A 21,556-nucleotide genomic window follows, 5' to 3' on the forward strand; every position below is an offset into this window, starting at 1 on the left:
TTGAGCTGGGCCTGTGATTGTGAAAGGGTCAGGCCCTTCCGGCGGAAACGAGAAACCGATGAAAACCGACTTTGCACGCGCCTGCGAAAAACTAATGGGCATGGACGAGCGCACATGGGAACGCCACGCCAACCCGTGGAGCGTGTACTCGCGCTTCACGGTGATGCCCCTGCTCACGTTGGCAATCGTATCGCGAGTCTGGATCGGGGGCTGGGCCTGGTTGGCCACGGCGGTGGTCCTCCTGTGGATCTGGCTGAATCCACGCCTTTTCCCCGCCTGCAGCCGTAAGAGCGGCTGGGCGGTCGAGGTGACACGGGGTGAGCGCCTTTATCTGGCGCGACAACGGCAGCCCATCCCACCCCATCACGCGCAGGCGGCCCGGTTGCTCCAGATGCTTTCGGTCGCGGGCCTGCCCATTTGGGTTTACGGCCTGTACACGCTAAACACATGGGCGCTCGTGCTCGGGAATGTCTGCATCATCGCATTCAAGGCATGGTTTGCGGACCGCATGGTCTGGCTCCACCGCGACATGCAGATGGGCGGGTAATATCGCTCCCGGCTTTTGGTCAAAATGTTCGACCCGCCTGTCAACACACGCGGCGAACCGCCGGGCCCTCTGGCGAAAAATAATCATCGCTAAGCCCGGTCCCGGCTTTGTAGGTAAACGCTGGCGGCTCGACCGCATTCTTCCCCACGGAGGATGTTTGCCTTTCCCTGAAAACAATTTCCCAGACTCGGACGATGCTCACTTCCTGGCTAAAGCGTTACCAAATCGACGGCTTCCTGCTGGTACTGATCGGCACGGTGGTGCTGGCCAGCGTCTTGCCCGCCCGGGGCGTGGGCGACACGATTTTCCGGCACCTGACCACGGCGGCCATTGCCCTGCTTTTTTTCATGCACGGGGCCAAGCTCTCCCGCAAGGCGCTGCTGGGCGGCATCGGGCACTGGCGGCTGCATGTCACCATCCTGTACTCGACTTTCGTGCTCTTTCCGCTGCTGGGAATGGCCGCCAAGGGACTGGTGCCGACCGCAATCCCGCAGGACATTTACCTCGGTTTCCTTTACCTGTGCGCCCTGCCCGCCACCGTCCAGTCGGCCATCGCCTTTACCTCCATCGCGCGCGGGAACATCCCGGCGGCGGTTTGCGCCGCCTCGGCCTCCAGCATCCTGGGGGTGTTTGTCTCGCCCATCCTCGTCGGCCTGCTGATGGAGACGCAGGGCGACGGCGGCTCGATGGACACCCTCGGGGCAATCCGCTCGATCTGCCTCCAACTCATGCTGCCCTTCGTGGTCGGGCACCTGTGCCGACCGTTGATCAAGGACTTTATCCACAAGTACAAAAAGTACATCAACGTGACTGACCGCACCTCCATCGTGCTGGTCGTCTATACGGCCTTCAGCGAAGCCGTCGTCGGGGGTATCTGGAAGCAGATCGACCTCTACGGCATCGGGGTGATCGTGGTCGTCTCCTGCGTGTTGCTGGCCATCGTGCTGACGATCAACGTCTATGCAGCCCGCTGGCTCGGGTTCTCTAAAGAGGACGAAATCACCATCGTCTTCTGCGGCTCCAAAAAGAGCCTGGCTAACGGCGTGCCTATGGCCAACGTGCTCTTCCCCGCCACCACGGTGGGGCTGATGGTCCTGCCGCTGATGATCTTCCACCAGATCCAGCTCATGGTCTGCGCCGTCATGGCGGCCCGCTACGCCAAGTCCCCCAACCGCCCGCCCGAACCACTGACCGAGCTGAAGCCGGAATAAGGCCCTAAATAGCTTTGAGGATTAATGCGAGAGGGTGTTTTTTGAAAAAAAAACACCCTCTCGCGCTCTCCCCAAAAAACTTTTGAGAGGGAACTTCGTTCCTTGTGAAAGAGCGGTCAGGAGGAGATCCCTCAGCCAGCGGTGCCGTCCTTGCGCTGGTGGAGCCCGACCTGGTTGCCGTCGGGGTCGAGGAAGCCCGCCATGAAGCAGACCGGCGTCTCCATCGGGCCGTAAAGGATGCTCACCCCCTTGGCCTTGAGTTCCTCCACTGCGGCAGGCACATCGTCCACCGCCAGGTAAACCATCCCGCCCGGCTTGGGATCGCGGTTTTCGAGAAGCTTGGGTGGGTAGAGCGAGAGCGTAACGCTGCCGATTTCAAACTCGGCCCATTGAAACTCCTCCCCCATCTCGACCATGCCCGGCGTCAAACCGACCACATCGCGATAAAACTCAACGCTACGGGCCACATCGGAAACCTCGTAACAGACAAAATCGACGGCGATGACTTTCATTTTAAAAATGTGAACATTTTTTCACCATAATTCAAGCCAAAAAGATCGGTAATCTGACACCAGGTCCATCATTCTTTTCTGGCAATGCGGAATCACTCTTCACCGGCCTTGCAGGCGAGACTTCCCCGGCTCGTCGGCCGGTTCGAACCAGGCGGCGTTCCGGCATGGGCCCGGCAGTTGCCAGACTTCGCGCTTGCGGGTGTCAGCCACGCACAGGCAGTGGTCGTGGCGGTAGAGCGGCGCATCCGGTTCGCTCCCGGCGGAGCGCTTGACCCGGCGCGTCAGGCACACCGCCAGGTAGCGCCCGTCGCGGGTCGCCACCGGCGGGCGGGCATAGCGAATGTCCGGATGAGCGTTGGCGGCGAGCGCCAGCACGCGCTCGGCCCGGCCCTCGGCGAGCGAGTAGTGAAAAAGATCCCCGCTGCTCTCACTGAACCAGAAACCCTCGCCACTGGCATCCCAGAGCGGGTGGTGGCCCCGCGGATGAAGCGGCACAAGACGGTCGGCGGCCAGATCCCAGAGGACAATACCCGAGCCTCCGAGCAGAATTTTGTCACCACTTGGGTGATAACACCCGCCGCGTCCCTCCGGCAGCCCTGAGCCGGCAAGTTTTCGCAACCGCTTGCCCGAATATTCGACCACCTGATACCCCTCAACCCCGTAAAATAGCACCTCCTTGCGCGTCGGGTGAATGTCGAGCGGGAGAAAAGCGTCACGCGGCAGTGACACAAGGAGCGTCTTCATTTTCCCGAGGTCGAATATCCCAAGCTGATGCTGGATATTCACACCCTCGCCAGGCATGTCGGTGGCCACGAGGCCAAGGAGGGCGTCGTGCCGGGGCAGGTAGCGCAGCAGCCACAAAGTCCACTGGTTGAGCCCGAGCCGGAAGAGCCGACTGCCCGTTCCCTGCTCCAGATGCCAGGCGCGAAGTTCGCTGAAATCCTTCTGCTGGCGGCCCTGCGGAGAGGCGTAGCCGTAGGCCATGCGCCGTACCGGATCGACCGCCACCGGACAATCCACCAGCCCGACCTCGCCCAGGTCCGCCGGTTCGGCGAAATCCGTCTCCGAACACAGCAGACGGGAGCCGGCCTGCCAGAGCAGTTTTGCCCCCACCGGGCGCGGCGACACGGCCTGCCACTCGGAACCAAGCAGCAGGGGTAACTTCGTCGCGGGCATGCTTCCACCGTGCAGAATGCCGGAGCCGAAGTCAAACCGTGACAGCGACTTGCCCACTTTCAGGCCCGGTTTTTAGACAAAAACGACACCTCACGGTCAACAAACAGTTTTCTCATTTGCCAGGATGTCGGGCATCGGGCAATGAAGCAGGATGCTGGAGCGAGTCTTCCACCTGAACCACAACGGCACAAACGTCCGGCGAGAGCTGATCGCGGGCCTGACCACTTTCGCCGCGATGGCCTACATCCTCGCGCTCAACCCCGCCATTCTGGTCAGTGGCGGAGCGACCGGCATGGAGCTCAAAGGGCTGATAACCGTCACCGCGCTGGCCGCCGCCGCCGGTTGCTTCCTCATGGCGGCCATGACCAACTACCCCATCGCACAGGCTCCCGGCATGGGGATCAACAGCTATTTCGCCTCCATCATCGTCGTCCACATGGGCATCCCCTGGGAGGGAGCACTGGCCATGGTTTTCTGGAACGGCGTGCTCTTCTTCGCGCTCTCCATCACCGGCCTGCGCACGCGGATCGTCCACGCCCTGCCCCGCCCCATTCACATCGGTATCCAGAGCGGAATCGGTTTTTTCATCGCCTTTATCGGCTTAAAGAACTCCGGACTGGTGGTGGGCTCGCCCATCACACTGGTGGCCGAGGGCGACCTGCTCTCGCCCGGTCCGCTGGTCGCGCTGGCCGGGCTGGCACTCATCGTCGTGCTGACCCGCTTCCGCGTTGCCGGGTCCATCATCCTCGTCGTCCTCCTGCTCACCGTGGCCGGGTTGTTCATCCCCACCGGGGAAAGCACGCTAACGGCCCAACCCACGGGCCTGTTTTCCATGCCTGCAGGCATCGGCCAGACCTTCCTCGCACTGGACTGGCTCTATCCTTTCCGCCACTTCGAGGCGGCGCTGCCGGTCATCTTCACGCTGTTGCTGCTGGACCTGTTCGACTCGATCGGAACCCTCGTCGGGCTGGCCCGGCAATCCGGCCTGATGGACAAAGACGGTCACATGCCCAAGCTCGGGCGCGCCCTCAGCGCGGACGCCGCCGCCACGGTGATCGGCGCGCTGCTGGGGACCTCCACCACCACGGCCTACCTGGAGTCGGCCACCGGCATGCAGGCCGGAGGGCGCACCGGGCTGACCGCTGTCGTGACCGGACTATGCTTTTTGGTAGCGTTGTTTTTCACGCCTGTCATCAGCATCATCCCAACGGCGGCGACCGCCCCGGCCCTGATCTTTGTCGGGCTGCTCATGGCCCGTTGCTTGAGCGACCTCGACCACGACAACATGCTCGAAACCGCCCCGGCGGTCTTCACCGCGCTGCTGATTCCCCTGTGCTACAGCATCACCGGCGGGATCGCCCTCGGGCTGCTCCTGTACTGCGCAGCCATGATCCTGAGCGGACGCGGGCGCAAGCTCTCCTGGCTGACCTACGCGCTGGCGGGCGTGTTTATCCTGTTCTTTGTCCTCGGACAAAAGGCATGAGCGCGACCTTTCGCTTCAACTAGCCTTACCTTTTCGGCATCCGTATATCACCAACAGCCGACACCTCAGAAACTGTCGGCGGGCGGGCTTCCCAGGTTGAACGCGGCGATGAGGGCGGCCTTACAGACCAGCGCCACCCGCCAAACCAGACGCGCAAGCACGCCGCGGGGCCGCCTCTCGTGGAGGCTCCGCTTGTGGGAAATAGCTCTGGTTGATCGTCGCATGGCCGTTCTGGTATGGGAAAAACGGGCCACAGAAGCGATTTCCGGGCCAGAAGCAACCGAAAAACGTAAAAAATCCGGCTAGAGCCTTGCCGACTGGCACCGAACCGGCTTAGTTCAGGCGACTTTCACGCCACCCCTTTTCTCCGCTGTCATGACAGAACCGATCCTGAGCTACTGCGGCGTCACCAAGCGCTACGAACGGGGCAAGCCCGTGCTCGAGAGCCTGGACCTGGACGTGCAGGAGGGAGATTTTGTGTCCATCATCGGCCCCAGCGGCTGCGGCAAGTCCACCCTGCTGCGCCTGACCGCCGGGCTCAGCCCTTTGTCAGAGGGGCAGATCGTCTTCCGCGACGGAGAACCGGCCCGGCGGAATCTGGGATTTATTTTTCAAGACGCGACGCTGCTGCCGTGGCTGGATGTCCGCCGCAACGTCGAGATGCCGCTCAAGCTGGCGAGCCGCCCCCGCGCCGAGCGAGAGGGAGCTGCTCGCGAGGTCCTTGGCCTGGTCGGGCTCCGGGCCGTCAGCGACCGCTTCCCGCGCCAGCTCTCCGGCGGGATGAAAATGCGCGTCTCGCTGGCCCGGGGATTGGTGCAAAAGCCCTCGCTCCTGCTGCTCGACGAGCCCTTCGGCGCGCTCGACGCCATCACCCGCAACCAGCTCAACGCCGAGCTGTTGGCCCTGCGCGGTCAGTCGCCTTTTACCGCGCTCTTCGTCACCCACTCAGTCAACGAGGCGGTCTTTCTCTCCAACCGCATCGTCGTGCTCTCCGCCAACCCCGGCCGCATCGCCCACACCGTCGAGGTGCCTTTCGCCTACCCGCGAGCGGCCTCCCTGCGCGAAGACCCGGCCTTTCACCGGCTGTGCGCCGAACTGATGCACGCGCTGGCCGAAGCCGCCCCCGCCCGATGAAACGCTCCCTGCACTGGATTCTGCCACTGGGCACCGGAATGGTCATTCTGGGGCTGTGGTGGGCCGTCACCACGATTTGGGCGGAGCAGTTGATCTACTTTCCCGGCCCCTGGGCAGTGGTCGAAGCGGTCTGGAGCGAGCGGGCCGAACTGCTGCCGGCCACCTGGAAAACACTCTGGATGGCGCTGGCGGGCTTCGCGGCGGCTACGGCGGGCGGGAGCATCCTGGCACTGGCGCTGGCCTCGACCCGGCCCGTACGCCAATCGCTCTACCCCTGGGTGCTGGCCCTGCAAATGGTGCCCGTTGTCATCATGATCCCGATTTTCCAGATCTGGTTCTCCTACGACTCGGTTAAAACCATCGTCAGCATGACGTTCATGATCAGCTTCTTCCCCATCGTGGCCAACACGACGATGGGCCTGGTCTCGACCGACCGACGCCTACGCGAGCTATTCCTGACCTGGCACGCCCGCCCCTGGCAGGAGTTCCTGTATCTGCGCATTCCCTTCGCGTTGCCCTACTTCCTGACCGGTCTGAAAATCGCCGCCGTGCTCGCGCCGGTCGGGGTCATCACCGGCGACATGCTGGCCGGGACCTCCGAGGGCACCAGCGGCCTCGGCTTTCTCCTCTATAAATACCGCTCGGAGTTCCGTCCCGACGCGGTCTTCGCGGTCGCCCTGCTCTCGGCGCTGCTGGGCTTTCTCTTCGCCGCCGCCATCCAGGCCCTGAGCTGGCTGCTCCTGCACCGCTGGCACGACTCGGCCACCGGGAAAGAATAAAGGGGGGAACGCGGCGCTGCCGCCCTGCCGTCAGCTAGAGCTCAATGTCGTCCCGGCGGTTAACGCCCTCCGAACGCGGCAGGCCGAGAACCTCGCGCCGCAGGCTGGCCCAACGCGCCTCCCCGGCCAAGGCCCCGTCCGCCAGCAAGTCCGCCAGCGGCGCGACGACAAAGGCCCGCTCCCGCCAACGCGGATGTGGCAGCACCAGCCCCGGCTCGTCGAGGCATTCGTCAGCGTAAAACAGCAGGTCGATGTCGAGCGTGCGCGGGCCGTTGGGGATGTCCCGCTCGCGGCCGTGTTCGCGCTCGATTTGCAGGCAGGCAAGCAGCAACTCCCGCGGAGCGAGCGTCGTTTCCACCGCCGCCACCTGATTCAAAAACAGCGGCTGGTCCGCGTAGCCGACCGGCTCGGTCTCGTACACGGGCGAGGCCCCCAGCAAGCGCGTGCCCGGCAGCGCAGCCAACGCCCGGCGGGCCGAGGCCAACAGTTGCGCCCGGTCGCCGAGATTCGAGCCCAGCCCGAGAATAGCCTGGCGGGCGGCGTTCATTCGCCGCGCTCCCGCACGACCGTCACCGAGACCCGGCCTCCGAAGTTCTCAATCGGGGCCTCGGGCTTGACCACGGTCAATTCCACCGCGCAGACCAGCGGAAAACGTTCCAGAATCAGCGCCGAAGCTGTCTCGGCCACCGCCTCCAGCGTGTCGAAAGCCGGGCCGCTCAGCACTTCGCGAACGACGGCGATCACTTCGACGTAGTTGACCGTGTCGGCCAGCGCATCGCTGCGACCGACCTTACCCAAGGGCAGGGAAAGCTTGGCGTGCGCGGTGAAGTTTTGCCCGTTCTCACGCTCGTGCGCGTACACGCCGTGGAAGCCGAAAGCCTCGATACCGTCGATCTGAATGCTGTCCATTTCGGCCTCTTACTCATGCCCCCGCTCGGGAGAGTGGCGAGTCATTTCTCGAAATTTAAGCCCGCCGCAATGGCATCGGCCATGAGCAGCGTCTGGCGGGCGCGGGCCACATCGTGCACGCGAACCATCCGGCAGCCCTGCGCCACGCCCCAGACGTGCGTGACCTGCGTCCCGTCCTCGCGTTCGCCGATCTCGCGGTCGAGCACCAGCCCGATGGTGGACTTGCGCGAAGTCCCCAGTAGCACCGGACAACCCAACGCGCAGACCCGTTCCAGACGCCGCAGCACTTCGAGGTTATGCGGGGGCTTTTTTCCAAACCCGAAACCCGGGTCGAGCCAGCACTGCGCGACAGGAAGTCCCGCCGTCCGCACCTGCCCGAGGCTCACGCGCAGGTCGAGGAGGACGTCTTCCCAAAAATCATCATAGATCGGCGCGGGCCGGTTGTGCATGAGGACGACCGGGCACCGCAACCGACCAGCAGCCTGCGCCATCGGTGACAAGGGCAGCCCGACCAGCGGCTCCCCGGCCCTCACAGCCTCTCGCCAGCGCGCCCACTCCTGCTCGTCGAGTCCGTGACGCACGCCCCAGATGTCGTTAATCATGTCCACCCCGGCGTGGATGGCCGCCTCGGCCACCTCGGCCTTGTAGGTGTCAACCGAGAGCGGCAGGTCGGGAAACTCCCGGCGCAGGGCCTCGATCACCGGAAGGATGCGTCCGACCTCCTCCGCCGCCACGACCGGCGGCGCGCCCGGACGGGTGGACTCCCCGCCCACGTCGATCACATCCGCCCCCGCCCCGGCCATGAGGGCCGCCTGCTCCAGCGCCCGCTCGACGGTAGCGAAACTGCCACCGTCCGAAAACGAGTCGGGCGTGACATTGAGAATGCCCATCAGCAGCGTCCGAGCGCCCGCCGAGGGCAGCGGACGCCCGTGCGGGCTTTGCCAGGTAAGAGGAAGATGGCTCATTGCGGGAGAGAGGCGTGGTACAACTCCACCATGCGTGAAAACGCCGCCGGGGCAACCGCATTGCGCCGCCAGAGCGGTTTCCCGTCGAGGCCAAGGATTTCCCGTACCGATACCGGACCGGTCGCGGCGTTAATCACGCCCACGGCCTGAGCTTGCTCCAGCACCGACAGCGGCCACTCGCCTTCGCGCACCTCCACGCCCGCGCCCTGAGCCAACTCAAGCAGGTGCCCCCGGTGGACGCCTGCCAGCAGGCCAGTGTCCAGGGACGGTGTGCAGAGCGCTCCATCCTGTATCCAAAAAATATTACAGGTCACGCCCTCGCAGATACTCCCCCGCACATCAAGCATCAGCCCCTGCTCGCCGGGCTCGCCGTTGGCCTGTAATTCGCGCCAGGCGAAGAGGCTGTTCAGCCAGGCCAGGCTCTTGCCCCGGGGGCGCTGCTCGCCGCTGTCGCGCCGGGTCTCCAGCAGGCGCAAGCGGATGCCCTCCGGCGGAGGCGCGGGCGGCAGGGGGCGCAGCGTGAGCATGTCCCAGGGCTCGCGGTACGGTCCGGCGGGCAGGCCGAAACCGGCGCTCCCGGCGGACACGGTGTAGCGTAGCACGGCGTCACCGCCACCCGAGGCGGCCAGCAACTCGGCCACCGCCCGCTCAAGCCGGGGCAGGTCGGCTACCAGAAGTGTATCCGTATTTTCAATACACAGCGGCTCCAGCGTCCGCCACAGCCGCTCCCGGTGCCGCTCCAGCAGAAAGCACCGCCCGCCCCAGGTGCGGAAGGTCTCGAACGCGCCCGCCCCATAGAGCAGACCGTGGTCGTCCGCCGGGATATGGGCCTCATGGGCCTCCCTCAGTTCGCCGCGAAAGATCAGCATGTCGCCTCCTCCAGCGCCGCCCACAGGGCCCGCGCCTTGTTTAAAGATTCCTCAAACTCACGCTCCGGCACGGAGTCGGCGACGACGCCCGCCCCGGCCTGCACATGCGCCTGCCCCCGACCGGCCAGCAGCGTGCGAATGACGATGTTCAGCTCGAAATCGCCGTTGTAGCCGAACCAGCCGACCGACCCCGTATAAAAACCGCGCCGCACCGGCTCCAGCTCCTCGATGATCTGCATGGTGCGGACCTTGGGCGCGCCGGTGATCGTCCCGCCGGGAAAAGCCGAGGCCACCACGTCCACTTCGTCGCGTTCCGGGGCGAGTTCCCCGACCACATGCGAAACGATGTGCTGCACGTGCGAATAGCCCTCCGCCACCATGTAATCGCGCACACGCACGCTGCCGTAACGGCAGACCCGGCCCAGGTCGTTGCGGATCAGATCGACCAGCATGAGGTGTTCGGCCCGCTCTTTGGGGTGGGCGAGCAGTTCCCCGCGCAGGGCCGCGTCACTGTCGCCACAGGCTCCGCGCGGGCGGGTCCCGGCGATGGGGCGCGCCTCGACGCAGCCGTTGACCGACTTGACCAGCAACTCCGGCGAGCCGCAGACCAGCGTCCACTCCCCCGCAGGCACGTAGGCCATGTAGGGCGAGGGATTGATCCGGCGCAGCGCATCGTAAACCGCCGCCGGGTGAGCCGTCAGGGGGCGGGTTTCGCGCAGCGAGAGGTTGACCTGATAGGTGTCGCCCGCGCCGATGTATGCCTGCACCCGCCGGACCGCCGCCGTGTAGGCCGCCCGGTCCAGCGACAGGGTACGCATGGCCGGAGCAGGGGCGGCGACTGGCGGGCCGGAGGAATCGCCCCCCGCCGTCTCCGACACTGCCGACGGCAAGGCCGCCGCCCGTTCGGATGCTCTTTCTTCGCAAGCGGTCTGAAAATCCTTCACCAGCGCCGCGCAACGCTCGCGGGCAACTTCGAAACGCTCCCGCAAGTGGCCCGAAGCGCTATCCACCACCGGACTTTCCGCCACCACGACCGCATACGCCGTCCCCGTCTCGCGGTCGAAAACCAGCACCTCGTCCGCCACCGACAACACCGCCGGGGGCAGCCCGAGATCGTCTTCCGCGCGGGCCGGGAGATTTTCGATTTCCCGCGCCAGGTCGTAGGACAGCGCCCCGACCAGCCCCCCGGTAAACGGCGGCAATCCCGGCCAACGCGGAGCCCGGTGCTTTTTTAAGAACGCCCGCAGCGCAGCCAGTACGCCCGGCCCCGTTCCCGCCGGGCGGGACAGCTCCGGCCAGGCCAACGGCTTCGGCCGGGGAATAAAGTAGGTGTAGCGCCCGCCCCGGGCACTCTCCAGCAGGACGGCGCCCGTCCCGGCCAGCAGCGGTTCCCAGCGCTCCGGCAGGCGGACCCCGCCGACACGGCGTACGTACGGCAAGCGTTCATACTCCCCGGCCGCGGTCTCCCACTGTTGCAGACTCACCAACTCCATAGACTCGAAAACAGACCACGACAAAATCCGGCATTGATCTTGTCAGCAAGCCCTACATGGCGCAAGATGCCACGCCATTATGGGAAAACAATACAACAAAGTTATAAAGCGCAAACGTCTCCTCGCCTACAAGGCCCGCAAAAAGGCTGCCGCCAAGGCCGCCATCCCCTCCAAGGCCAAAGCGTGAAGCGTTTGCTGTCCATCAGCCTGACCTGCCTGTTGGCGACTTTCGCCGCAGCGCAGGCAAAGGATTTTCCACAGATCGACTACGTCAAGAGCCGCCATGTGGAGGCGGAAACGTTTAAGCGGATCTCCGAATATTTTGACGGTAAGGAAAACCAGGGCGACAAGATCGTCCTGCGTACGGATCCCTCCGTACGCGAGGGCTGGTACCTCGTCCTGATGCTCGACGGTGACGCCGACCAGTACCCCGCCGGGACGCGCGTCGGCCTGAAAGTTCTCCTGCCCGGGCAGAAAGAGGAAGTGGTCAAGGCGACCAGTCTGCCCACTCCGATCCCCTCCTCCAGCGAAATCTGGATCGGCCTGACCGGCAAGGACGAACCCGCCAATGGCAAGCCCCCTGTGGCCTGGATGGTTGTCATCTATAGCCCGCAGGGCAAAGTGTACTCGGCCTACAAAAGCTACCTGTGGGAAAAGCCCGACGAGGAAGCCAAGCCCGCCCAACAATAACCGGGGCCCCGCATGAAGTGGACCCCGTGGCGGACTCTTCCGTCAACCACCCGATTTTCCGCCCCCGTGCTGCGCGAGCTGCTCGACGGCGGACAGGCTTTTCGCTGGTACGAAACCGGCGGCGTCTGGCAAGGCGCCTGGGGTACCGATCTGGCCCGGCTACGCCTCAGCGCAGAGGGTATGCTGGAATGGTCCGGCCCGCAGACCGCCGGCAAGCGTACCGGGGAAGCCCTCCGCCACTACCTCGCGCTCGACGCCGACTGGGACCACGCGATGGACACCCTGCCCTGGCGCAGCGACCCCGTACTCGCAGCCGCCATGAAACAATGGCCCGGCCTGCGCATCCTTCGCCAGCCACTGGCCGAGACTCTGATGGTTTTCCTCTGCTCCTCCACCAAGCAGATCGTCCAGATCAAGCAGATCTGCGCCGACCTCGCCGACACCTTCGGTGAACCGCTGACCGACGCGGATGGACACCGCCAGCTACCCACTTGGGAAGCGATTCACGCGGCAGACGAAGACCGCCTGCGCGCCTGCCGCCTCGGCTACCGAGCCCGCTATCTGAAGGGAACTGCCGCCATCCTGACTGCTCGGCCCGGATGGCTCGACACGATCCCCGCCCTGCCCTACGCACAGGCGAAAGCCGAATTGATGGCCCTCCCGGGCGTGGGGGCGAAAATCGCCGACTGCGTGCTGCTCTTCGGGGCAGGCATGCTGGAAGCCTTTCCCGTCGATACCTGGATTCTCAAGGTCATGGCTCAGCACTATCGCCTGCACGGGTGGAAGCCCGACCACGTGGCCACCTTCGGACGCACGCATTTCGGGGCGCTGGCTGGAGCTGCCCAGCAATTTCTCTTTTCCGATGCGCGACTGCGCCGGGACAGCTAGAGCATTTTCCCACTCCAAGACTCGTAGAGAAATCCCGGATCAACCGCTCCCCTTGCCGGTTATGTTCTGAAGCGCCTTCATTCCCTGGAGCACACGGAATTTACCGTGATGGCCCTTGGCAAGCTCCTCGAAACGCCGGGCGTTGCTGTTGTTTTTCTCGTCTTCATCGGCGCCCAGAAACAGGACCACATTCACCGGCGGATCGCTCCTGTCCTGGTTGGCGTAATATTCGCGTTCGAGATTATGAAGGAACTGGTCGATCTCCTCCTCACTGTAAACATCGGAGGGAGGACGGGCTGTCCTTGGCTCAAGCTCGCGAACAATGGTGCCAATCCACTGGACAACCCGTTCGGGCTGGCCGGCTTTTTTACGCTTCTCGTTCTCGTTTTTAAGCCATTCCTGGGCTTTCACTACCGCAGCGTCCCAGGCGGCCTGCTTTTTTTCGTCCCAGCCTTGATCCTTGTAATATTGCGCCCGTTCCTCGGTCGTCATGCCGCGACCATGATGCTGCCAGCCGGCCACCAGGATATTAATGGTGTCGCTGCCCTGTTCCATCGCGATCTGAACGGCTCTCAGCCACTGGGAGGCATCATCGGTCAGGGGTTCCAGGGTCTTGTTCTGGATGGAAACGTTGCTCGACAGCTTGCCGACGCTGGCGAAGTCCTTGTTGATCGGCTTGATCCACTCCTTGAAAAGTTCCTTGTTCTGGCGGGTGGCGGGCAGAAGCTTGTCCGAGTAGATCTGGACCTTGCTGCCGTCGTAGAACATGGCGTTGAAAAGCGTCCCGGAGGAAAGCTTGCTCACCATGGCGGAAATTTCATCCTTAATGATGTTGTAGGCGGGCAGCCCGCCCTTCTGGTCCTCAAGCATGTAGCGGGAGGCATCGACGATGAACATCACGCGCTCGCCAGTGGACTTGATCCCGAAGAAATCGACCGCCGACTTACTGAAGTCGATCCCGCCGCCGCCGAAATCGTCTCCGACGCGACCGGCTCCGTAGTTACCGCCGACGGCGACCTTCGTATCGACGGTGGGCATGCTCACGCTCAGGTCGGGCAGGTTGATCGACGAGATATTCGTCACGGTGATTTTCTGTACCGGACGGGAGCTTTTTTTCTGCTGCTGCTGAAGGCGCACCTGCTGCTGGAGCTTCTGGGGCTCGATCTTCTCGGGCGGGGGCGGCGCCTCCATTTCCGGCTCATCCGGAATCAGCGCGGTATAAATCGTGTAACTGCCCAGGCCGATGATAAGAATAAGGTGAACAATCAGGCTGACGCCGATCACCTCGATCAGGGGCAGGTTAATTTTGCGTCGTTTCTTCATGCGGGGGCAGATTCGGGGCTGTCGGGCAAGGAGGTGTGGTTACTCGGCGGCAAAGGAAACATACTTGATCTGGGCGGCGGCGCAAGCGTTCAGCACATCGATGGAGCGCTGGTGCAGCGAGGCCGGGGCCGCCACAATCGTGACCGAGGTCTGGATCTCGGAGCGGTCAGCCGAGGTTTTGAGCCGTTTGAGGGTGTTGACCAGCTCGGGCATGGTGCGGCTGTTGATGCTGTCCATAGGCGCGCCGTTGAGGTAGACGTCGCCACTGGGCATGATATCGACCACATGCTCGTTGGGCAGTTCGACGTTCTTGGGCGGGGGCACGTTGGCGGGCAGCCGCAGGCCCAGGTCGGCCTCCTCCTGGAAGTTGGTCGTGACCATGAAGAAGGCCAGCAGCAGGAACACCACGTCGATCATCGGCGTCAGGTCGGTCTTGTCCTCTTCGGCGAGGGGGGAAGCGCGTCTTTTTCTAGCCATGGTCAGGCATCCTGGAGGGTAGCGAAAATGATGTCGAAAACGCCGTTTTCGGCACAGGTTCTCATGATGGTCTGGATGTACTCGTGAGGGGTGTTAGCGTCCGCGCGCACGTAGACGCGGAAGCCCGGAACCTCCTCATTTTCCACCCGGATGCGTTCGGAGAGCTCATCGAGCGTGACCGGCATCATGCCAACATAGGCGTCACCGTTTTCAACCACTGTGACTTCCAGGCGGTTGCTGTTGTCGTCTGGGACAACGGCGCGGTCCGCCTCCGGCATCATGATCTCGATCTTGTTCGTAATCTCCGCCGCCACGACCATGAAGAACACGATCAGGAGAAACACCACGTCGATCATCGGCGTGATGTCCATGGGCTGATCGGGCGTATCTGGGCGATGGGTTTTCATCGGTCAGGGGCAGTCAGTGGGAAAGGCTCAGGAGGTGTGGCGGCGGATGCCCTTCATCATGCGGTGGAAGAGGTCACCGACCTGCTTGTCCACCCGGGAAGAGATCTTGCCGTACACGTTCTTGAAGAAGATGTAGAAGAACATCGCCGGCACCGCCACAATCAGGCCGGTGGCCGTGGTGATGAGCGCTTCGGAGATGTTGTCGGCCAGCGCCTGCGGTTGACCCATACCCTGGGCGGCGATGGCGCGGAAGGCCTTGATCATACCCGAAACCGTCCCGAGCAGACCGACCATCGGTGAGAGGGTCGCCACCAGCGAAAGCATGTTGATCATGACAAAGGGCGCGGCCAGTTCCTCGGTCGAGGACTCCTCCATCGCCTCCTTCATCGACTCCGGGTCGATGTGCTGGCCGTCGATGCGATCCAGCCCGGCGCTGATGATATTCGTCAGGACGGCAGGATTGTCTTCGCAAATCTTACGGGCGCCGTCGAAGTCCAGGCTCTCCATGGCCGGAGCCAGCTTCTGGGCCAGGTCCGGGCGCAGGAAGGGCTTTTCGCGGATCATGAGCAGGTTGTAAATAATCAGGCCCACCCCGCTGATCGAAAGCACAAGCAGGATGTACATGGCCCAACCACCGGCCTGGAACAAGCCCCACAGGGACATGCTGACGCCCACATCGTCCTCGGCCTCGACAGTCTGTTCGGTCTGCGCGGCAGGCGGCTCATCCTGAGCCAGGACGGGAACCGGCGCGGCGAAAAACGCGGCCAGCCCCAGCGAGAGCATGAGTATGAATTTCTTAAGGTCGTGCATACGGGTAGGGTTTTGTGGTTGAAAGAAAAGTGTCAGGTTAAATGAATCCCGGCGCAGGCTTTAACTTCCCTGCGCGGGCAGCTTGGCCAATTGTTCGCGGCTTTTTTCACCCCAGGGGGTGCTGCCGTAGAAAAGATCAACTTCGCCGTAAATCTCGCGGGCGACATCGTTGCGGCCTATCTTCTGGTAAAGGGTACCGGAGCAATAAAACAGCTCGGGGGTCCAGGGATAGCTGATGTCCGCGGTGACAACGCCCTGGCTGATATTGCCCATGGCCAGCTCGGTATTATCGGCGGCCATAGCCAGACGGCCCTGCACGAGCTTGAGCAGGGAAAAGGCGCGCTCCTCAGGCTCGATTTCCCCGGCTTTTTCGACGAAAAGTTCAGCCGTCTGGCTGCGTCCGGTTTCCAGGTTGCAGTAGGCTGTCCAGAGAATGGCCTCCTTCTGCACCCGCGTGTCCGGAATATCCTGAATGCGCTGGTAGAGGAAAAGGGCCTCGGAAACATTGCCCGTCTCGCGCAACTGATTGGCAAAGCGCATGATCTTGGGCAGGAGCGCCTCGTATTTCTTGCTCAGCGGGATGCGGTTGAGCAGCTTGAGGGCTTCATCGGTCTTGCCCGCATCCACCAGCCGCTCCGTCAGGATAAAGGCGTAGTCGATGTACTGCGGGGGCAGCTTGGTCAGGGGCAGGTACGCCATCAGTGCGGATGCCTCGTCCAGGTCGCTACTGCGCACCAGCGCAAAGGTGAAACGGTCCACCACCGAGTGGATATTGATATTATCGGGCGGGATTTGCAGGTAGCGCACCAACGGATAGACGTACTCGCGCATGGAGCCCACAGCGCGGTCATAATCGCCCGCGTTGATAATATCGACGTGGTCCTCGTACTCGCGTGGCGGGGTGTAAAGGATCGACAGACCGGGGGTGTTCAGCGGCAGGATGATTTCCTGGCTGTCCTTCGGATTGTACCGGAAGATCAGCTCGCCGTTCTCCTCACCCATGAGGTAGAGCTTGTTGTTGGCGCCACCGGTGCGGTTAACCACAGGCACGGGCGTATTGCCGTACTTGCTAAGGTTGTCCTGGCCCTGCGCGGGCAGGACGGAGGCGAACACCAGGAGGGCCAGAGCGTATTTGAGGGAAGTCATCACAGGGCCGACCTCGCTTGTTTGATTTGATCGTAATAGGCGGAGCCCTCCAGGGAGGGGTTGGCGAGAAACTCGTCGTAGGTGCGGCGCGCGTCATCGCGGCGGCCCATGCTTTCGAGCGCCTGCCCGCTTTGGTAATAGGCACCGGAAGCCCACTCGGGGAAGCCGGAATAGCCGATATAGACCCGTTCGAAAAACGCCTGGGCCGAGGGCCAGTCCTGCTCCTCCATGTAGGTCAATCCGGTCTTGTAAAGAGCCTCGGCCTGCGGTTCGCCGCGCCACTCGCGGCGGGCGATGACCTCCTGGTACTTTTCGCGGGCCCGGTCGAGGTCGCCCTGCTTGCGCAAGGCATCGGCCTCGCCCATGACGGCCAGCACGATCCCGGCCGCACCGGGGAACTGGTCCTGTGCCTCGCGGTAAAAGTTGACCGCCTCGTAGGTCTGGCCGTTGGCCATGCTCAGGGCGCCGAGGGCGAGGTAGGCGTTGAGAAGGCTTTCGTGCGATTCCGGATGCGCCTCGATCACGGTCAGATAGGCTTGCCGGGCGAGCTGCCGATCGAAGTCCTCGGCCTTGCCGCCGATCCAGATCAGCGTCTCGGGACTGGCGAAGCGCAGTTCCTGATCGGTGTAAATGTGGCCGCCGTCGGCGGGAGCCCCCATGTTGTCGAGTGTCATGGCCAGACGCATGGCCAGGGTCATTTCCTGGTTGAGCATCGCCTTGTCATAGGCGCGCCGGAGCGTGACGGCGGGGGATTCCTTGGGGAAGGCTTCATTCGTGCGGCGGGCCTGGGCCAGCCACTCGTCCACCGGAGTCATGTCCTGCGCCAGTCCCTCGCGGAACTTTTTCGGGTAAAAGGCCTCCTGAATGGACATGCTGATGTCCGGGTTCTGCTTGAAATAGTCGAAGAGAAACTGCCGGTCCAGGATGATCTTTTCGCGGAAGGCGGTGTCGCTCTTGAGCTTTTCGAGGAAGGCGAGGTTGGCGTCGATTTCCGCGCGGTTCTCGTCGTATTTTTGTCCGTAAACCTTGAGGATCAGGTCGATACCATAAGAGTTCGGATCGTTCCCGAAGCGCATAACCCCGTCGAGATAGGCATCAAGCATGTCTTGCGGACGGCCCTGAAGCTCACGCGCCCGGCCCAGCTCGAAGAGCGCGCCGGTGAAGTCCCCCTCCTCGCGGTAGGTGTTCATGTAGTCTTGAAAATTGACAACCATCTCATCGTAGCGGTGGTTGGCCTCGTAAAGCTTGCCCTTCTGGAAATAGGCGTTGCGGATGAAGCTCGGGCTGGTGGTGAACTTCTCGACGTTGCTGTAGTGCTTGAGAGCCCGGTCCACATTGCCGGTGGCCGCGTAGATGTCCCCCAGGAAGTACTCGACCTCGCCGCGAAGGCTGGTCTTGGGGTACTTTTTGACAAATTCGATAAAGTCCTTTTCGGCCTCCGGGTACTGCTCCAGCCCAAAGTAGCAAATGCCCCGGCGGTAGAGCGAATCCTCCGCGTAGGCGCCGGTGTTGTAGTGCTGGAGGATCACGCTGAACTGCTTGATCGCGTCCTCGTAGTTGCCCATAAAGATGTCGCCCAGTCCGACCCAGTAGTGGCAACCTTCGGCCATCATGCCCTTGGGGTGCTTCTGCAGGTAGCCTTCGAAGACGTTTATCATGTCGCCGAAACGCTCGAGCTTCACGTAAGTGGATCCCATCAGGAACACCACTTGTCCGGCATAGGCCGACTCAGGGTTTTCGGCCAGGAAGCCCTTGGCCAGGTCGAAAAACTCGTCATACTGCCCCTTCTCCAGGTAGAACTGGCAGAGCTTCACAATAATGTCGTCGGCATACTTGTGCCAGGACTTGTTGCTAACGTAACTCTCGCCCATCGCGATGACCTCATCGGTGAGCTTGAGCTCAGTCGCCGCACTGAAGGCCGCGTAGAGAAAGTCCTGGGCGGCAGCGTGCTCGGGGTACTCCTGCACCAGTTCCTTGTAGGCAAAAAAGGATTCCCAGTCCCGGCCCGTGAGCAGGTAGGTCCGCGCGATACGTACTTTCAGGTCCGCCGTGTAGTCGTCCAATTTCTTGAGCGCGTCGAGTTGCGCCTGGGTGTTGGCCACCTGGGTTTCCAGCTCGACCAGTTGGTCGCCACCGCCGGTGCTGCTCGTGATCTTGAGCAGTTCGTACTGCGAGCGCAGGTCGGCGAGGTAAGACTCCTGCCAGTCCACAATTTCCTGCACGGTCAGCACCATCCGGTACATGAGCATGGCCTCGTTGAAGCGCTGGAGCTTGGAAAGCTTGTCCCCGGCGTCGAGCAGGGCGACGTTGAGCTGGAGGCTGTAGCGGGCGGGCGATTCGTTAACCAGGTACGGCAGGAGTGTCATCGTCTCCTTGAACTTACCCTGGGCGATATAAGCCTCCATCAGGGCGGCGGCGGCCTTGGACTGGTCGTCCACCGTGCGGCCTTCGCGCAGGTAGAGAGCGAACCAGTTCTGCCCGGCGGCCCAGTTTTTCGCGATGTAGAAGCAGGCTACAATCTTGCGCAAGGCATCCTGGCGTTGCTCGGAGTTCAGGCGCATCTCCAGGGGCGGAGTCAATAGCTTGGCGTAAACCTCACCAGCCTCGTTGAATTTCTGCTGCCCCCGGTAAGCGTCGGCCATGGCAAAATTGGCGTTGACCGAGTAAGTGCCGTTCGGGAACTCTTTTTCCAGGCGCTGAAACCACTTGATCGCCTCGTTCAGATACGTGGTATTATCCTCTTCGCTGTACTGCACGAGGTAGCCCAACCCGAGGTAGAAATAGACCCCGTTGAGACTCTTGCGCATTTCCTCGCCTTCGCCTTCGAAGCGTTTGACCATCTCCATCAGGTACGGGCGCGCCCCCAGATAGTCCCGAGCCTCGATCAATGACCCGGTCTCCCGCTGGAGCTCGCTGAGAGTCATGCGAGACGTATCCACGCTCTGTCCCCAGCACAGCGACTGGAGGCAAACGAGGATCAGAAATATAGGAAAGCAAGGGTTGAATCGAATACGGGCCTTACGGATCACGTCATCAAATCGGTCGGGGGTAAAAGCATTGGAAACATCCAGCCAAGGAGATTTCAAAGCATATTGCCAGAAAAAAGCTTGGTCAGAGATAGTATCACCTGAGGGAAGGACTTAACCTATAAAAATGCGCTCAAGTCAACAGGCAAGCCCCACAAACAGCCTAAAGAAGCAAAGCCAACCCTTCACACCCGCCGTCACAGGAGAAGAAACAGCCCCCCTCAACCAACACCCGCAACCGAACACATGCTGAACGCAAAACTGCACTTGTCAGGAAGCACGACGGTAGCCAAAGTTTGCCCATCCTACTACATCGGTACATTTTCAGATCTGTCCTGGTGGCGACCGTCATGGCCGTCGCCATGTTCGTGTTCGTGCTGGTCGCCGGTAATGCGATCAAGGAAGTCCTCGGGCTTTTGGCCTCGGGTCGGGTGAGCTGGGGGCAGTTCTTCTATATCATGATGATCCTCATCCCCCGGGTCATCCCCTACGCCTTCCCGCTGGGCATTCTCACCGGCGTACTGCTGGTCCTCGGCCGACTCTCGGCCCAGGGCGAAATCCTTGCCATGAAGGCCGCCGGTATCAGCCTGTACCGCATCGCCGCCCCGATCTTCCTTATCGCCATCGGCGGCACGGTTTTCGCCGTGGCCATCGCCTTTTACTACGCCCCCATGGCCGACACCCTCTACAAGCGCACCCTGGCCAACATCGTGCGCGAGGACCCGCTGCGCTTTTTCCAGACCCGTACCTTCGTGAAGGAGTTTCCCGGCTTCGTCTTCTACTTCGACTCGCGCGACGGCCCCACCGTCCACAACCTGCGCGTCTGGGTCATCGACGAAAGCAACCGCATGACCCGCTACCTCCAGAGCGACAGCGGCGTCATCACCTTCGATGCCGAGACCGACTCCATCAAGCTGACCGTTGACGCCGCCGCCGCCGAAAACCGCAGCGGCAGCGATGTCGAGGACGCCGGGGGCCTGCACACCGTCACCTTCGGCGACTCCAGTTTCAGCATCCCGCTGGACGGACTCTTCGGCTCCAGCAACCAGGAGCGCAAGCTCTCCTACCTCAACCTGAACGAGTTGCTGGGCAAGCGCCAGCAGTACCTCGATAACACCGAGGGCCTCCCCGCCGAGGAGCAGGCCTCCCTCGTAAACAAGGTGCAGACCGCTATCCAGAAAAAGGCCGCCATGGGCGTGGCTGTGCTCTCCCTGTGCGCCATCGCCATCCCCCTCGGCATCAAGGCCAGTCGCTCCGAAACCTACGCCAATCTCGCCATCGCCCTCGGCCTTGCCCTGACCTATTTCTTCCTCCTGGTCATCGTCTCCTGGCTGGAAAAAAAGCCCGAATTACGGCCCGACCTCCTGATCTGGCTCCCCAATTTGCTCTATCAGGGACTCGGTTTTTACCTGCTCAACCGCGTCAACAAACACTGAGCCCGCGCAAAAGACGCGCCAAAGCGAAAGTTTTCCCTTGCCTTCGGCTGGGAATCCGCTTTTATCCAGCGCTTTTTCCCATGTCTGAAGAGAAATCACAGAGCAAGACACCGCAAGGACTCGACTTCAACGACGTTGATATCCTCAAGCGCTACGTCACCGACACCGGCAAGATCCTTCCGCGCCGCATCACCGGCCTGACGGCCCTCCAGCAGCGCCGCATCACCAAGGCGATCAAGCGCGCGCGCAATCTCTTGTTGATGAAGTAGTTCTCC

23 protein-coding genes are annotated in these 21,556 nt (G+C 62.5%); 9 read left to right on the forward strand and 14 right to left on the reverse strand.

Translation table 11 applies throughout. The features are described from left to right. Window positions 1-58: 58 nt before the first annotated feature. Window positions 59-547, forward strand: a complete 489-nt coding sequence (locus tag H5P28_RS17475) for a DUF6653 family protein (RefSeq protein WP_185676977.1) — start codon at window positions 59-61, stop codon at window positions 545-547. A gap of 194 nt (window positions 548-741) precedes the next feature. Beyond that, the gene (locus tag H5P28_RS17480; RefSeq protein ID WP_185676978.1) at window positions 742-1,758 is read left to right on the forward strand and encodes a bile acid:sodium symporter family protein; all 1,017 of its coding nucleotides are present in this window, start codon (window positions 742-744) and stop codon (window positions 1,756-1,758) included. A 131-nt stretch (window positions 1,759-1,889) separates the two neighbouring features. Here the strand turns inward: H5P28_RS17480 and H5P28_RS17485 are convergent, their stop codons facing one another. Together H5P28_RS17485 and H5P28_RS17490 are read right to left on the reverse strand one after the other, a co-directional pair. Beyond that, the gene (locus tag H5P28_RS17485; RefSeq protein WP_185676979.1) at window positions 1,890-2,270 is read right to left on the reverse strand and encodes a VOC family protein; all 381 of its coding nucleotides are present in this window, start codon (window positions 2,268-2,270) and stop codon (window positions 1,890-1,892) included. A 99-nt stretch (window positions 2,271-2,369) separates the two neighbouring features. Continuing rightward, on the reverse strand, window positions 2,370-3,503 hold the full coding sequence (locus H5P28_RS17490) for a hypothetical protein (protein ID WP_185676980.1): 1,134 nt from the start codon (window positions 3,501-3,503) through the stop codon (window positions 2,370-2,372). A 94-nt stretch (window positions 3,504-3,597) separates the two neighbouring features. Here H5P28_RS17490 and H5P28_RS17495 point away from each other — a divergent pair, with 94 nt between their 5' ends. Further along, window positions 3,598-4,929 carry an NCS2 family permease gene (locus H5P28_RS17495; RefSeq protein ID WP_185676981.1) on the forward strand — a complete coding sequence of 444 codons (1,332 nt, stop codon included), beginning with the start codon at window positions 3,598-3,600 and terminating at the stop codon, window positions 4,927-4,929. Between the two features lie 65 nt (window positions 4,930-4,994). Here the strand turns inward: H5P28_RS17495 and H5P28_RS17500 are convergent, their stop codons facing one another. Then, window positions 4,995-5,153 (reverse strand): hypothetical protein, encoded by a 159-nt coding sequence (locus H5P28_RS17500; RefSeq protein ID WP_185676982.1) that lies wholly within the window; start codon window positions 5,151-5,153, stop codon window positions 4,995-4,997. A 151-nt stretch (window positions 5,154-5,304) separates the two neighbouring features. Here H5P28_RS17500 and H5P28_RS17505 point away from each other — a divergent pair, with 151 nt between their 5' ends. Then, window positions 5,305-6,063 (forward strand): ABC transporter ATP-binding protein, encoded by a 759-nt coding sequence (locus tag H5P28_RS17505; RefSeq protein WP_185676983.1) that lies wholly within the window; start codon window positions 5,305-5,307, stop codon window positions 6,061-6,063. Further along, on the forward strand, window positions 6,060-6,842 hold the full coding sequence (locus H5P28_RS17510) for an ABC transporter permease (protein WP_185676984.1): 783 nt from the start codon (window positions 6,060-6,062) through the stop codon (window positions 6,840-6,842). The genes H5P28_RS17505 and H5P28_RS17510 overlap by 4 nt, the downstream gene beginning before the upstream one ends. 34 nt (window positions 6,843-6,876) lie before the next feature. On the opposite strand, the gene folK is transcribed toward H5P28_RS17510, so the two are convergent. From folK to H5P28_RS19935, 5 genes are read right to left on the reverse strand one after another with little or no spacing between them, the layout of a single operon-like run. Continuing rightward, window positions 6,877-7,389, reverse strand: a complete 513-nt coding sequence (gene folK, locus H5P28_RS17515; protein ID WP_185676985.1) for a 2-amino-4-hydroxy-6-hydroxymethyldihydropteridine diphosphokinase — start codon at window positions 7,387-7,389, stop codon at window positions 6,877-6,879. After that, window positions 7,386-7,751 (reverse strand): dihydroneopterin aldolase, encoded by a 366-nt coding sequence (gene folB, locus H5P28_RS17520; RefSeq protein WP_185676986.1) that lies wholly within the window; start codon window positions 7,749-7,751, stop codon window positions 7,386-7,388. The genes folK and folB overlap by 4 nt, the downstream gene beginning before the upstream one ends. Window positions 7,752-7,792: 41 nt before the next feature. Beyond that, entirely contained in the window at window positions 7,793-8,716 is a 924-nt protein-coding gene (locus H5P28_RS17525; protein ID WP_185676987.1) for a dihydropteroate synthase, read from the reverse strand. Continuing rightward, window positions 8,713-9,585: an aminotransferase class IV gene (locus H5P28_RS17530; RefSeq protein WP_185676988.1), complete on the reverse strand. Its 873-nt coding sequence runs from the start codon at window positions 9,583-9,585 to the stop codon at window positions 8,713-8,715. Before H5P28_RS17530 ends, H5P28_RS17525 begins: the two co-directional genes overlap by 4 nt. After that, window positions 9,579-11,078, reverse strand: coding sequence for an anthranilate synthase component I family protein (locus H5P28_RS19935; protein ID WP_185676989.1), 1,500 nt, complete (start codon window positions 11,076-11,078; stop codon window positions 9,579-9,581). The genes H5P28_RS17530 and H5P28_RS19935 overlap by 7 nt, the downstream gene beginning before the upstream one ends. A gap of 183 nt (window positions 11,079-11,261) precedes the next feature. On the opposite strand from H5P28_RS19935, the gene H5P28_RS17540 reads away from it, so the two are divergent. Together H5P28_RS17540 and H5P28_RS17545 are read left to right on the forward strand one after the other, a co-directional pair. Continuing rightward, a complete protein-coding gene (locus tag H5P28_RS17540; protein ID WP_185676990.1) occupies window positions 11,262-11,768 on the forward strand; it encodes a hypothetical protein in 507 nt (168 codons plus the stop codon). Between the two features lie 12 nt (window positions 11,769-11,780). Continuing rightward, window positions 11,781-12,656, forward strand: a complete 876-nt coding sequence (locus H5P28_RS17545) for a DNA-3-methyladenine glycosylase 2 (protein WP_185676991.1) — start codon at window positions 11,781-11,783, stop codon at window positions 12,654-12,656. A 39-nt stretch (window positions 12,657-12,695) separates the two neighbouring features. On the opposite strand, the gene H5P28_RS17550 is transcribed toward H5P28_RS17545, so the two are convergent. From H5P28_RS17550 to H5P28_RS20055, 6 genes are read right to left on the reverse strand one after another with little or no spacing between them, the layout of a single operon-like run. Next, the gene (locus tag H5P28_RS17550) at window positions 12,696-13,979 is read right to left on the reverse strand and encodes a vWA domain-containing protein (RefSeq protein WP_185676992.1); all 1,284 of its coding nucleotides are present in this window, start codon (window positions 13,977-13,979) and stop codon (window positions 12,696-12,698) included. A gap of 39 nt (window positions 13,980-14,018) precedes the next feature. After that, window positions 14,019-14,456: an ExbD/TolR family protein gene (locus H5P28_RS17555; RefSeq protein WP_185676993.1), complete on the reverse strand. Its 438-nt coding sequence runs from the start codon at window positions 14,454-14,456 to the stop codon at window positions 14,019-14,021. Between the two features lie 2 nt (window positions 14,457-14,458). Beyond that, window positions 14,459-14,863: an ExbD/TolR family protein gene (locus tag H5P28_RS17560; RefSeq protein WP_185676994.1), complete on the reverse strand. Its 405-nt coding sequence runs from the start codon at window positions 14,861-14,863 to the stop codon at window positions 14,459-14,461. A gap of 27 nt (window positions 14,864-14,890) precedes the next feature. Next, complete coding sequence (locus H5P28_RS17565) at window positions 14,891-15,673, reverse strand: MotA/TolQ/ExbB proton channel family protein (RefSeq protein WP_185676995.1); 783 nt, start codon at window positions 15,671-15,673, stop codon at window positions 14,891-14,893. A gap of 60 nt (window positions 15,674-15,733) precedes the next feature. Beyond that, window positions 15,734-16,822 carry a tetratricopeptide repeat protein gene (locus H5P28_RS17570; protein WP_185676996.1) on the reverse strand — a complete coding sequence of 363 codons (1,089 nt, stop codon included), beginning with the start codon at window positions 16,820-16,822 and terminating at the stop codon, window positions 15,734-15,736. After that, window positions 16,819-19,758 carry a tetratricopeptide repeat protein gene (locus H5P28_RS20055; RefSeq protein ID WP_185676997.1) on the reverse strand — a complete coding sequence of 980 codons (2,940 nt, stop codon included), beginning with the start codon at window positions 19,756-19,758 and terminating at the stop codon, window positions 16,819-16,821. Before H5P28_RS20055 ends, H5P28_RS17570 begins: the two co-directional genes overlap by 4 nt. A gap of 383 nt (window positions 19,759-20,141) precedes the next feature. Between H5P28_RS20055 and H5P28_RS17580 the strand changes: the two genes are divergently transcribed. Both H5P28_RS17580 and rpsR read left to right on the forward strand, forming a co-directional pair. After that, window positions 20,142-21,281 (forward strand): LptF/LptG family permease, encoded by a 1,140-nt coding sequence (locus H5P28_RS17580; protein ID WP_281398262.1) that lies wholly within the window; start codon window positions 20,142-20,144, stop codon window positions 21,279-21,281. Window positions 21,282-21,361: 80 nt separating this feature from the next. Beyond that, on the forward strand, window positions 21,362-21,550 hold the full coding sequence (gene rpsR / locus H5P28_RS17585; protein WP_185676999.1) for a 30S ribosomal protein S18: 189 nt from the start codon (window positions 21,362-21,364) through the stop codon (window positions 21,548-21,550). The last annotated feature ends 6 nt before the right edge of the window (window positions 21,551-21,556 follow it).

It is taken from the genome of Ruficoccus amylovorans (genome assembly GCF_014230085.1).
In the GTDB taxonomy this organism is placed as follows: Bacteria; Verrucomicrobiota; Verrucomicrobiia; order Opitutales; family Cerasicoccaceae; genus Ruficoccus; species Ruficoccus amylovorans.

Excerpts from the sequence above, each read along its gene's own strand:
- H5P28_RS17530 (WP_185676988.1), bottom strand. The coding sequence starts at position 9,585 with ATGCTGATCTTTCGCGGCGAACTGAGGGAGGCCCATGAGGCCCATATC.
- H5P28_RS17550 (WP_185676992.1), bottom strand. The coding sequence starts at position 13,979 with ATGAAGAAACGACGCAAAATTAACCTGCCCCTGATCGAGGTGATCGGC.
- H5P28_RS17500 (WP_185676982.1), bottom strand. The coding sequence starts at position 5,153 with ATGCGACGATCAACCAGAGCTATTTCCCACAAGCGGAGCCTCCACGAG.
- folB (WP_185676986.1), bottom strand. The coding sequence starts at position 7,751 with ATGGACAGCATTCAGATCGACGGTATCGAGGCTTTCGGCTTCCACGGC.
- H5P28_RS17545 (WP_185676991.1), top strand. The coding sequence starts at position 11,781 with ATGAAGTGGACCCCGTGGCGGACTCTTCCGTCAACCACCCGATTTTCC.
- rpsR (WP_185676999.1), top strand. The coding sequence starts at position 21,362 with ATGTCTGAAGAGAAATCACAGAGCAAGACACCGCAAGGACTCGACTTC.
- H5P28_RS17565 (WP_185676995.1), bottom strand. The coding sequence starts at position 15,673 with ATGCACGACCTTAAGAAATTCATACTCATGCTCTCGCTGGGGCTGGCC.
- H5P28_RS17555 (WP_185676993.1), bottom strand. The coding sequence starts at position 14,456 with ATGGCTAGAAAAAGACGCGCTTCCCCCCTCGCCGAAGAGGACAAGACC.
- H5P28_RS17480 (WP_185676978.1), top strand. The coding sequence starts at position 742 with ATGCTCACTTCCTGGCTAAAGCGTTACCAAATCGACGGCTTCCTGCTG.
- H5P28_RS17495 (WP_185676981.1), top strand. The coding sequence starts at position 3,598 with ATGCTGGAGCGAGTCTTCCACCTGAACCACAACGGCACAAACGTCCGG.
- H5P28_RS17510 (WP_185676984.1), top strand. The coding sequence starts at position 6,060 with ATGAAACGCTCCCTGCACTGGATTCTGCCACTGGGCACCGGAATGGTC.
- H5P28_RS17525 (WP_185676987.1), bottom strand. The coding sequence starts at position 8,716 with ATGAGCCATCTTCCTCTTACCTGGCAAAGCCCGCACGGGCGTCCGCTG.
- H5P28_RS17505 (WP_185676983.1), top strand. The coding sequence starts at position 5,305 with ATGACAGAACCGATCCTGAGCTACTGCGGCGTCACCAAGCGCTACGAA.
- H5P28_RS17475 (WP_185676977.1), top strand. The coding sequence starts at position 59 with ATGAAAACCGACTTTGCACGCGCCTGCGAAAAACTAATGGGCATGGAC.
- H5P28_RS19935 (WP_185676989.1), bottom strand. The coding sequence starts at position 11,078 with ATGGAGTTGGTGAGTCTGCAACAGTGGGAGACCGCGGCCGGGGAGTAT.
- folK (WP_185676985.1), bottom strand. The coding sequence starts at position 7,389 with ATGAACGCCGCCCGCCAGGCTATTCTCGGGCTGGGCTCGAATCTCGGC.
- H5P28_RS17485 (WP_185676979.1), bottom strand. The coding sequence starts at position 2,270 with ATGAAAGTCATCGCCGTCGATTTTGTCTGTTACGAGGTTTCCGATGTG.
- H5P28_RS17560 (WP_185676994.1), bottom strand. The coding sequence starts at position 14,863 with ATGAAAACCCATCGCCCAGATACGCCCGATCAGCCCATGGACATCACG.